The 11242-nt window shown below is 38.2% G+C and carries 7 protein-coding genes; 5 read left to right on the top strand and 2 right to left on the bottom strand.

What is annotated here, in order from left to right:
• The first annotated feature begins 87 nt into the window (after positions 1-87).
• The gene (locus H4J50_RS06790) at positions 88-2313 is read left to right on the top strand and encodes an EAL domain-containing protein (protein ID WP_182255278.1); all 2226 of its coding nucleotides are present in this window, start codon (positions 88-90) and stop codon (positions 2311-2313) included.
• A gap of 43 nt (positions 2314-2356) precedes the next feature.
• On the opposite strand, the gene H4J50_RS06785 is transcribed toward H4J50_RS06790, so the two are convergent.
• Positions 2357-3553 carry an MFS transporter gene (locus H4J50_RS06785; protein ID WP_182255276.1) on the bottom strand — a complete coding sequence of 399 codons (1197 nt, stop codon included), beginning with the start codon at positions 3551-3553 and terminating at the stop codon, positions 2357-2359.
• 155 nt (positions 3554-3708) lie between these two features.
• On the opposite strand from H4J50_RS06785, the gene H4J50_RS06780 reads away from it, so the two are divergent.
• The 3 genes from H4J50_RS06780 (at position 3709) to fadA (ending at position 7542) form a co-directional block, all read left to right on the top strand.
• Entirely contained in the window at positions 3709-3993 is a 285-nt protein-coding gene (locus H4J50_RS06780; protein WP_108454904.1) for a MazG nucleotide pyrophosphohydrolase domain-containing protein, read from the top strand.
• Positions 3994-4200: 207 nt separating this feature from the next.
• A complete protein-coding gene (gene fadB / locus H4J50_RS06775) occupies positions 4201-6363 on the top strand; it encodes a fatty acid oxidation complex subunit alpha FadB (protein ID WP_182255288.1) in 2163 nt (720 codons plus the stop codon).
• A gap of 15 nt (positions 6364-6378) precedes the next feature.
• Positions 6379-7542 carry an acetyl-CoA C-acyltransferase FadA gene (fadA, locus tag H4J50_RS06770; protein WP_108454906.1) on the top strand — a complete coding sequence of 388 codons (1164 nt, stop codon included), beginning with the start codon at positions 6379-6381 and terminating at the stop codon, positions 7540-7542.
• A 596-nt stretch (positions 7543-8138) separates the two neighbouring features.
• Here fadA and H4J50_RS06765 read toward each other — a convergent pair.
• Positions 8139-8681, bottom strand: coding sequence for a GNAT family N-acetyltransferase (locus H4J50_RS06765; protein ID WP_182255274.1), 543 nt, complete (start codon positions 8679-8681; stop codon positions 8139-8141).
• 348 nt (positions 8682-9029) lie between these two features.
• Between H4J50_RS06765 and H4J50_RS06760 the strand changes: the two genes are divergently transcribed.
• Positions 9030-11204 carry a prolyl oligopeptidase family protein gene (locus H4J50_RS06760; RefSeq protein WP_182255272.1) on the top strand — a complete coding sequence of 725 codons (2175 nt, stop codon included), beginning with the start codon at positions 9030-9032 and terminating at the stop codon, positions 11202-11204.
• Positions 11205-11242: the final 38 nt, after the last annotated feature.

Genomic DNA, 11242 nt, shown 5'->3' with positions numbered 1-11242 from the left:
ATATACTTATTACACGTTGGCAATTTATAATGAGACCGATGTTCAAAAATTCAGCTAGTTGTTATTTACTAGTGCATTGAGGATGATATGCAAGTTTCCGAAAATACCAACGACGATTTTTTGTTTATCGATGATAGCGATGAAGATGAAATATTTGATTCAGCTATTAGAGATACATGGAAAGTATTAATTGTCGATGATGATCCTGAGATCCATTCAGTAACTCAGCTTGCCTTATCGGACCTGGTTGTTTTAGGTCGACACTTAGAATATATACACGCTTACTCAGGCCAAGATGCATGTAGTTTAATCGAAGAACATGACGATATTGTTTTGGTTTTACTTGATGTTGTTATGGAGAGCGATGACGCTGGCCTTACTGTGGTTAAGCACATACGTGAAAAATTAAAACGTGATGACATTCGAATAGTTCTACGCACCGGCCAGCCAGGTTATGCGCCAGAAGAAAGTGTTATTAAAGATTACGATATAAATGATTACAAAACCAAAACAGAGTTAACCCGCCGCAAGTTAGTTACCACAGTTTATGCCGCTATTCGTTCATACCAGCAAATTGATTCCGTTACTAAAAATAGACAAGGTTTAGAAAAAATTATTGGCGCTGCTGCTAGCTTACTTGAGCAGCATACAGTGCACGACTATGCTAGCGGCGTTTTAGCCGAGTTTAAAATGCTAGTGGATAGTAACAACAGTGTCTTTTGTGCTCGTGGGCAAAGTATCGTCAATGGTGCTGATGATTTAAGTTTGTATATTTTAGGACAGTCAGGCTTATCCGAAACTGCAGTGAACCAAAAATTATCCAGTTTAGATAATAGAGATACTGACAGCCAAATTACCCGTTGCTTTCAACAAAAGCAGCATTTTTTTGATACTGATTCAGCCTCCTTTTACTTTTCAAGTGGTGGCTTTAGAGCTGTAATTCATCTAGAACTAAGTAAAGCATTAACCACAATAGAAATTCAACTTATCGAAGTTTTTCTAACCAATATCGCCACCGGTTATGAAAATGTTCATTTATTTCAAAAACTGCGCAATGCTGCCTACAAAGATTGGTTAACAGATTTACCTAATCGTTTAGACTTTTTAAATTTACTCGATGACTTTTGTCAAAGTGATAACAACGAATTAGCTACCGCGCTTATTGATCTTAATCACTTCAGTGATATCAACGACGGATTAGGCCAAGATATTGGTAATCAGTTATTGATGGCTGTTTCTTCTCGTATTCGATCGTTGAGTGAACAAAATCATATAGCAAGAATTGGCGCTGATGTTTTTGGCATTATTGGTCCTAAAGAATGGGTGAACCCAGAAACGATGACGGCACTCTTTAATGAACCCTTTGCCGTTGGAGAACAAAACCTACTAATTAGTGCATGTTTCGGGTTTTGTTCAAAAAGCTCTGCGGGTTCTCGTGGCGTAAAAGTGCTTAACCAAATTAATATAGCGCTCAATTTAGCTAAAAAATCTTTGCACGAACCTTACGTTTATTATCATCAAGAAATGGAAGATAAAACGCTTTGGCGTTTAGGAATGATCAGACAATTACGTACTGATTTTGCTGATAACCGCTTAGAGCTTTATTATCAACCACAACTAAGTTTATCGACTGGCAAGGTTATTGGCGCCGAAGCGTTATTACGTTGGAAAACCGCCGAAGGTAAATTTATTTCACCAGCTGTATTTATTCCACTAGCAGAGTATTCAGGTTTAATTATTGAAATTGGTAATTGGGTGGTTGATCAAGCGTGCCAGCAGTTAAATAAGCTAGCAGCGAGTAAATTTAACGATGTCAGTATTTCGGTTAACGTGTCTATACCACAATTTAAACGCGACAATTTTGTTGATACGGTGATTGAAATAGCCAAGTCTAATAAAGTTGATACCAGTAAATTAGAGTTAGAAATTACTGAAAATATATTAATGGACGAGCCTCAGATTATTATTGATGCGCTAGTCAGATTAAAAGCGGAAGGTATCAGTATTGCTCTTGATGACTTTGGTACAGGTTTCTCGTCTTTAAGTTATTTACAAAAACTCCCTTTAGACCGATTAAAAGTCGACCGAGCTTTTGTTAGCGATATTGCAGCACCGGGAGGTTCAATAATAGCAGACACTATTATCAACCTTGGTAAGCAAATGGGTTTGAAAGTTATTGCTGAAGGCATAGAAACCACTGGACAAGAAGCAGAGCTTAAAACTTTAGGCTGTGATGAAGTTCAAGGTTTCTATTACGCAAAACCTATGCCTGCTGATGAGTTTTTTAGCTTTCTAGAGAAAATTAACCGATAGCATTATGTTATTCATTATCGGTATTATGCCCTTAATCATTTAATTAAAGCACTTGTTGAACAAGTGCTTTTTCTTTTTTGCGAAACTCCACATTTAGCTTTGGAGTTAACGGCATAAATACAGTCAGCAACAAAGAACAAGACGCAAAGCCTGCTCCAATATAAAATACCCATGAAGAGTTCACTATCCAAACCATTCCAAGTAATGCCGGAATAACTACAGCTGCGATATGATTGATGGAAAAACTAACTCCTGCACTTGAGGCTATATCTTCTGGCAAAGCAATTTTTTGAAAGTAGGTTTTTATGGCAATTGCCAGTGCGAAAAATAAGTGGTCAATCACATACAATACGGCTGCAATATTGGCGTTTTCAACTAAACCATAAAGAATAAATAAAATGGTAAGCCCAATATACTCAAATCTTAACACATGGCGTTCGCTGACTCGGCCAATAAATTTGCCAATTTTTGCAGCAAATAACCAATTAAAAACATAGTTAATCATAAATAGTGCACTAACATCTGCAACACTATAATTAAATTTTTCTACCATCAAAAAGCCAGCAAATACGACAAAAATTTGCCTGCGTGCACCACTAAAAAAGGTTAATGCATAAAATAGTAAATAGCGTTTTCGTAAAATTAATCGACGAGATTGTTCTACGGGTGGTACAAAAGATGGAAATGATATAACCAAAGCGATAGTGAAAACTAAGGCAATACCGCCAAACAGTAAATAAGTGGCTTGATAGCTCCATTCAAATTGCTCCATTAATACCCAAATACTGCCAAAAGCAAGTAAGGAGGCAATAGATTTCACTGATAAGGCTCGACCTAAAAAGTGTGCTGTTTTATCTTTACTGATCCATTGTAAAGTGAGTGATTGATTAACGGTTTCAAAATAATGAAAGCCAACAGACATAATGACCGTAGTGAGGTACAAGCCAACAACCGATGGAAAAAAACCTGTTGCTGCAACACCTAAGCTAGTTAAACCCAGTGAAAGTAAGGCTAGCTTTTGCTCTTTTATAAATAGCAAAACATAAATAGCGGTAAAGGCAAGGAACCCTGGGATCTCTCTTAAACTTTGTAATATACCTATTTCTATACCAGTAAAGTTTGCCTGTTCAATAACAAAGTTGTTTAACATTGCCATCCAAACTGAAAAGACTAAAGGCATAATAAATGCCATAGCGAGTAATAAGTTTTCCGGATTACGTAATTTTTCGCTGATTAGCATTTTAATTTCAGTTTTATGGCATTGACATGGGCAAGTTATTGTAAGTTAATTACAAGAAAAAACCATAAAGAATGTAGTAAAACAAAAGGTGATAATCCTGATTTTTCGGGTTATTACTTAGTTGTTACTTTAATAAAACCATTACAGAGGCATTAATGAATATTAATAAAATAGCAGAGCTCAATTATGAATGGGTTGAACGTATGGGGTGGCACAATAAAACTACTTTAGAAGCATTAGCTTTGGTCGCCTCTGAAGTTGGTGAGGCAATTAATGAATGTCGTGGTGAAAAACCAAGTGATGACTTTGCTGAAGAGCTAGCTGATATTGTGCTCAGAGTATTAGATATTGCTCACTGGCAAGGTATTGATATGGAGAAAGTGCTGTTGGATAAAATGCATAAAAATGAACTAAGAGGCACGCGAGGGCGCATTAAATAAGGCGTTTGAAAAAATTAATACACTTAATTAAAACGCTTGTTTAAAAAAGTTTGCTTTCCCTTTCCTTTCAAGGCAAACTCATGTGCACTTTATTTCTTTTACTCGTTAATTAAATTTAATGTGTAAGCTAAATATTCACACGCTCGGTAGTAGTCTATGATTACATATTACCAGTCAATCGACCCACAAAAAGTCAGGAGAGTAGGCATGTTATTTCAAGGCAAAAGCCTTTCTGCCAAGTTGTTAGATGATGGCATTGTCGAATTTAAATTCGATGCACAAGGCTCAGTTAACAAGTTTGATCAGGCAACCTTTAAAGAATATATCGCGATTATTGATGCGATAAATAATTGCAGTGAAGCTAAAGGAGTATTAATTACTTCAGGTAAGTCTTCATTTATCGTTGGTGCTGATATCACCGAGTTTTTAGAAACATTTAAAAAGCCGGAAGACGAATTATTACCTTGGGTAAAACAAGCCTCCGATATTTTTGACTCATTTGAAGATATTAATCTTCCTACCGTCGTTGCCATCAATGGCTTTGCGTTAGGTGGTGGTTGTGAGATGACCTTAGCGTGTGATTATCGTATTGCTGATACCACATGTTCAATCGGCTTACCTGAAGTTAACTTGGGTTTAATCCCAGGTTTTGGTGGTACTGTACGTTTACCACGTGTAATTGGCGCTGATAATGCCATTGAATGGATGTCGACAGGCCGAGCTTTTAAAGCTGAACAAGCAATGGCTGTAGGATTACTTGATGCAGTTGTAGCGCCAGAACACTTGCGTGAAGCAGCAATAAAAATGCTTAACCAAGCTATTGCAGGCAAATTAGATTGGCGTGCTAAGCGTCAGCCTAAACTAGAGCCATTAAAGCTTTCACCAACAGAAAGCATTATGACCTTTAATACGTGTAAAGGCATGATTGCAGCGAAAGCGGGTAAACACTACCCAGCACCTATGGTGATGGTTAAAACTATTGAAGCGGCCGCAGGTTTAGATCGTGCTGGCGCCATGGCATTAGAAAATGCCGGTTTTGCAAAATTAGCGAAAACCGACGTAGCTACTGCACAAATTGGCCTATTTATGGCCGATCAGGTAGTGAAAGGAAAAGCGAAAAAAGCCGGTAAACAAGCCACTAAAGCTGTAAATAAAGCGGCTGTGTTGGGTGCAGGAATTATGGGTGGTGGTATTGCTTACCAGTCAGCCTATAAAGGCACGCCAATTATCATGAAAGATATTAACGACCAAGCGCTTGATTTAGGCTTATCAACTGCTGCAGGTATTTTAACTAAGCAAGTTGAACGTGGTCGCATGACGGTTAAGAAAATGGCTGGTGTACTTAATAGTATTACCCCGTCATTAAGTTACGACAGCGTTAAAGATGTTGATATTGTTGTTGAAGCTGTTGTAGAAAATCCAAAAGTTAAAGCAATGGTTTTAGCTGAAGTTGAAAGTCATGTTAGCGAAGACACCATAGTGACTTCAAATACCTCTACTATTTCAATTGATTTATTAGCAGAAGGCCTTAAACGTAAAGATAAATTTTGTGGCATGCATTTCTTCAACCCGGTAAACAAAATGCCATTAGTTGAAGTTATTCGTGGTAAAGAAACTTCAGATGAAACCGTTGCTGCTGTTGTAGCCTACGCTGCGAAAATGGGTAAATCACCTATCGTAGTTAACGATTGTCCTGGTTTTTATATCAACCGTGTTTTATTCCCATACTTTGCCGGCTTTAGCCAATTAGTACTTGAAGGTGCTGATTTTGTTGCTGTTGATAAAGTAATGGAAAAACAATTCGGTTGGCCAATGGGCCCTGCATATTTACTTGATGTTGTTGGTATTGATACTGCAGATCATTGTACTGGTGTTATGTCTGCTGGTTTCCCAACGCGTATGTCTAAAATTGATAATGACCCAGTAAGCGCTTTATATAATAAAGATCGCTTAGGTCAGAAAAATGGTAAAGGCTTTTACGATTACGGTAAAGATAAGCGCGGTCGTCCAACGAAAGTTGCGGCACAAGTGGCTTATGATTTATTTGCTGGCGTTGAGAAAAAAGATTTTAGCCAAGACGAAACTATTGCTCGTTTGATGATCCCTATGGTGAATGAAGTTGTGCGCTGTTTAGAAGAAGGTGTGGTTGATACCGCAGCTGAAGCTGACATGGGCTTGATATACGGCTTAGGTTTTCCACCATTTAGAGGTGGTCCAATTCGTTATTTAGAAACTTTAGGTTTAGATAACTTTATTGCTATGGCTGATAAATACGCGCACTTAGGCGAAATTTATCAAGTAACTGACGGTATGCGCGCAATGGCGAAATCTGGTCAGTCATATTTTACAACCGATGTTAAAACAGCTTAAGCGAAGGAGAAAATCATGAAAGAAGTCGTAATTGTCGATTGCATCCGTACCCCAATGGGGCGCTCAAAAGCTGGTGTTTTTCGTAATGTTCGTGCTGAAACTTTATCAGCACACTTAATGCAACAATTGTTAGTAAGAAACCCTAATTTAGACCCTGCATTAATTGAAGATATTATTTGGGGTAACGTTAAGCAAACTAAAGAGCAAGGTTTTAATATTGCTCGTAATGCTCAACTATTAACAGATATACCAAAGTCTACTGGTGCTGTTACCGTTAACCGTTTATGTGGTTCTTCAATGCAAGCACTACATGACGCCACGACTAACATCATGGCCGGTCAAGGCGATGTGTTTTTAGTTGGTGGTGTTGAGCACATGGGTCACGTACCTATGATGTACGATGTAGATTTTGATCCTGCATTAAGTAAGCATATTTCACGTGCTGCTGGTAACATGGGCTTAACGGCTGAGTTACTAGGTATGCAACACGGTATTACGCGTGCTGAACAAGACGCTTTTGGCGCTCGTTCTCATCAACGTGCTCACAAAGCTATGCTTGAAGGCCGTTGGGCAAACGAAATTGTACCAACATTAGGTCATGATGCTATGGGCGCGTTAACGCTTATCGAGCATGATGAAGTTATTCGTCCTGAAACCACGATTGAAAGCTTAGCGGGTTTACGTCCGGTATTTGATCCGGTAAATGGTACAGTAACAGCCGGTACCTCTTCTGCACTTTCTGATGGCGCTTCGGCGATGTTAGTGATGTCAGCTGAACGTGCAAAAGCAATGGGCTTAACACCTCGTGTTAAAATCCGTGGTATGGCTATCGCAGGTTGTGATCCATCTACTATGGGCTTTGGTCCAGTGCCAGCAACGAAGAAAGCATTGAAACGTGCAGGTTTAACGTTAGCTGATATTGAATTGGCTGAATTTAACGAAGCATTTGCTGCACAAGCGTTGTCATGTGTACGTTCATTAGGTCTAGAAGACAAAATGGATGACATGATTAACCTTAATGGTGGCGCTATTGCTCTTGGTCACCCATTAGGTTGTTCAGGTACGCGTATTTCAGGTACGTTAATTAACTTAATGGAAGCGCAAGACGCTAACATTGGTTTAGCCACTATGTGTATTGGTTTAGGCCAAGGTATTGCTACAGTATTTGAAAGAGTGTAATTTCGCTTACTCACTTTTGATGAAGAAATTTAGCTAACTTTTACTCGTTGAATTATGTAAAGCCCAACTTTTGTTGGGCTTTTCTGTTTTTTAGTTTTAATAAACTTAGTTCAACTTGAAGATACTATTATTTAAAAGCTGCGCCTTACGAAGATAAAAAGTTAATACGGGTGACCTGACAAGTTATAAATTATTTACCTACGTACAACCTTAAAAAATAGCTGAAATGCAAAAAAGCCAACTACTGGAGAATAGTTGGCTTTTTAATTTAAATAACGCTATCAAGTTATTCATTGGTTAAGTACGTTGCTTAGTTGAAACACGTCCTAATTCATAACAACTAAGCTCCGCACTTGTATCAACATTAGTCTAAGTAGTAGTGCGCCCACTTTGACCAAGAAGAGATACAAATGATAATCATTATCATTTGTATCGTCAAGTGTTTATTTCAAATTATCTTAACTTTTGATAATCAGGCCATCCATAATAGCGGTTGAAGGTGCGCCAAAAGAATATACTGACAAAATTCTATCGATAAAGTGGGCTATAGATAAATATAGGGAGAGACTTTATTTCAACAGGCACTTTTTAATTTTTCAGACGTTTTCTATGCTGTAAAGCACAACATCTAAATCACCCAGTTGTGAGTCAGAATGAGTATAGGATTTTATATATTTCATACCCATTTTTTTCATTACAGCGATAGAACCGGCATTATCCTGCATGGCAACCGCACTAAATACTTTATTTTCAGGTTGTTTAGCTAGTGCTTGGTGAATATGAATTGCTGCCTCGGATGCATAACCTTTGCCCCAAGTGGATTGTAAAAATCGCCAGCCTAATTCAATGTCGTGCCAAATGGGGGTGTCGGAAAAAAACTCCATAGGACGTACTAAAATCCAGCCAATATCTTCTTGCGTTGTCATAACGCTAACTTTCCATAATCCCCAACCTTTATCGACATTTTTATAGGCATTAAGACGTGGGATGAATAGATCTTTAATATCTTCGCGTGTCGTCAAAACGCCGCCATTGATGTAGCGCATAACGTCTGGATTTTGATCGAGTTGAAACAGAAACTCGCTGTCAGTTTCATCAATAAGCTGATAGCTAAGGCGGGAAGAATTTTCAATATTCATAGGTGCACCATTTTTCTTTTAATTGTTTGACGATAGTCATAGCTGACGTATTTAATCGGAACTCGGAGTAAATACGCATGATGTTTATTTAAAAACAATAGCTTATGACGTTAACAAAGTAATGTTCAAACTTAAATCATTAATATGGTTTATCAAGGTGATCTTGTGTTTTTTATCGACGTTATAGTGCGGTTAAATAAACAAGCGGGATCTTGAATAAGGTCTGTTGCGCTTCGGTTCAGTTGTTTACAGTAACTTTCTGTTAACTTTAGTGATTTGGTAGACATCAATAATTTCCTCCCCTATGATTGCTGGCAAATAATAACAGTCTAATTTATATGGTAAATTATGAATTCTAAAAAAATAACCTTAAGCTCGGCGGTACTGATAGCTCTATTTGGTCTTACTAGCTGTGCTGAATATTCAGCAACAGCCTCGACAGTTGAAAAAGCAGCAACTGCTAGTAATGAAAGCACAATGATAACTTACCCTGAAACGAAAAAAGGTACAGTAGTTGATGACTACTTTGGTACTAAAGTGCCCGATGCCTATCGTTGGTTAGAAGATGATATGAGCGCCGAAACAGCTGAATGGGTCACGGCACAAAATAAAACCACTCATGACTATTTAGCACAAATTCCTTACCGCGATAAAATTAAATCACGCCTTGCCGCTTTGCTTGATTACGAGAAAGTGGGCATGCCTTTTATTGAGGGCGACTACAGTTATTTCTATAAAAATGATGGCTTACAGAATCAATATGTTTTGTATCGTCAAAAGGGTGATGCTCCAGCAAAAGTATTTTTAGATCCTAATACTTTTAGTGAAGACGGTACCGTTTCGCTATCGAGCATTGAATTTAGTAAAGATGGTTCATTAGCAGTTTATTTAATTTCTGAAGGCGGTAGCGATTGGCGTAAAGCACGCATTATTGATACCGAAACTAAAGAAGTACTCGAGTCAGAGCTGGTTGATATTAAATTCAGCGGTTTATCATGGGTCGGTAACAAAGGCTTTTATTACTCTAGCTACGACAAGCCTCAAGGTAGTGAGTTATCAGCAAAAACTGATCAACATAAATTGTATTACCATGAGTTAGGTACTGCTCAATCGACTGATGCATTGGTATTTGGTGGTATTGAGGCTGAAAAACATCGTTATGTTAGTGGTGAAGTGACTGATGATGGCAAATACTTATTAGTGTCAGCAGCGGTTTCTACTTCAGGTAGTAAATTATTTATTAAAGACTTAACCAAAGCTGATTCAGCATTGGTTACTGTTGTGGGCAATACCGACTCTGATACTTACTTAGTGAGCAGCAAAGGTGATAGCTTACTGTTTATTACTAACATGAACGCGCCAAATAAACGTGTTGTTAAAGTTAATGCGAAACAACCACTTGTTGAGAACTGGGTAGATGTTATCCCTGAGACTGAAAATGTATTAGATGTTTCAACGGGTGGTGGTTATTTATTTGCTAAATATATGAAAGATGCCACATCTTTTATTCAGCAATATGATCTGAGCGGCAAAAAAGTGCGTGATATCGCTTTACCTGAAGTCGGTACTGCTGGCGGCTTTAGCGGTAAAGAATTACAAAATAAGCTGTATTACTCTTTTAGTAATCAGAAAACACCGTCAACAGTTTTCAGTTTAGATGTCACAACAGGTGAGTCTACTGTACATATGAAGTCGAAAGTTAAATTTGATAGCGATAACTTCGAATCAAATCAAGTTTTCTATACTTCTAAAGATGGCACTAAAGTTCCTATGATCATTACTCATAAGAAAGGTTTAGTGTTAGATGGTACTAATCCAACTATTCTTTATGGTTACGGTGGCTTCAATATTAGTTTACAACCACAATTTAGCTCAACGCGTGCTGCATGGTTAGAATTAGGTGGCGTTTATGCTGTTGCTAATTTACGTGGTGGTGGTGAATACGGCAAAAAATGGCACGACGCTGGTACTCAGTTGAAAAAACAAAATGTTTTTAATGACTTTATTGCCGCGGCAGAATACTTAATTGCAGAAAAAGTTACCTCATCTGATAAGCTGGCGGTAATGGGCGGCTCTAATGGTGGTTTATTAGTAGGAGCGGTGATGACACAACGTCCTGAACTATTTAAGGTAGCATTACCAGCCGTTGGTGTATTGGATATGCTACGTTACCATACGTTTACCTCAGGCGCTGGTTGGGCTTACGACTATGGTAAGTCAGATGACAATGCTGAAATGTTTAACTATTTATTAGACTACTCGCCGGTACATAATGTTAAAGCGGGTACGCATTACCCAGCAACGATGGTAACAACAGGTGATCATGATGATCGCGTGGTACCTGCACATTCATTTAAATTTGCTGCTGAGTTACAAGCGAAACAAGTTGGCGCTAACCCAACCTTAATTCGTATTGAAACGGATGCGGGTCATGGTGCTGGTACGCCAATCAGTAAAACCATTGATCAATATGCTGATATTTACGGTTTTACACTATTCAATATGGGCGTGAAAGGTATTTAAACTTTTCTCGAGTAGGTAAATAACAAAAGCCCAGCAAC

The sequence above is a fragment of the Colwellia sp. 6M3 genome (genome assembly GCF_014077595.1).
In the GTDB taxonomy this organism is placed as follows: Bacteria; Pseudomonadota; Gammaproteobacteria; order Enterobacterales; family Alteromonadaceae; genus Cognaticolwellia.
The sequence above is the reverse complement of the archived record's forward strand: the minus strand, read 5'-3'. Positions and strand labels throughout refer to the sequence as shown.

Excerpts from the sequence above, each read along its gene's own strand:
- H4J50_RS06760 (WP_182255272.1), top strand. The coding sequence starts at position 9,030 with ATGAATTCTAAAAAAATAACCTTAAGCTCGGCGGTACTGATAGCTCTA.
- fadA (WP_108454906.1), top strand. The coding sequence starts at position 6,379 with ATGAAAGAAGTCGTAATTGTCGATTGCATCCGTACCCCAATGGGGCGC.
- H4J50_RS06785 (WP_182255276.1), bottom strand. The coding sequence starts at position 3,553 with ATGCTAATCAGCGAAAAATTACGTAATCCGGAAAACTTATTACTCGCT.
- H4J50_RS06790 (WP_182255278.1), top strand. The coding sequence starts at position 88 with ATGCAAGTTTCCGAAAATACCAACGACGATTTTTTGTTTATCGATGAT.
- H4J50_RS06765 (WP_182255274.1), bottom strand. The coding sequence starts at position 8,681 with ATGAATATTGAAAATTCTTCCCGCCTTAGCTATCAGCTTATTGATGAA.
- H4J50_RS06780 (WP_108454904.1), top strand. The coding sequence starts at position 3,709 with ATGAATATTAATAAAATAGCAGAGCTCAATTATGAATGGGTTGAACGT.
- fadB (WP_182255288.1), top strand. The coding sequence starts at position 4,201 with ATGTTATTTCAAGGCAAAAGCCTTTCTGCCAAGTTGTTAGATGATGGC.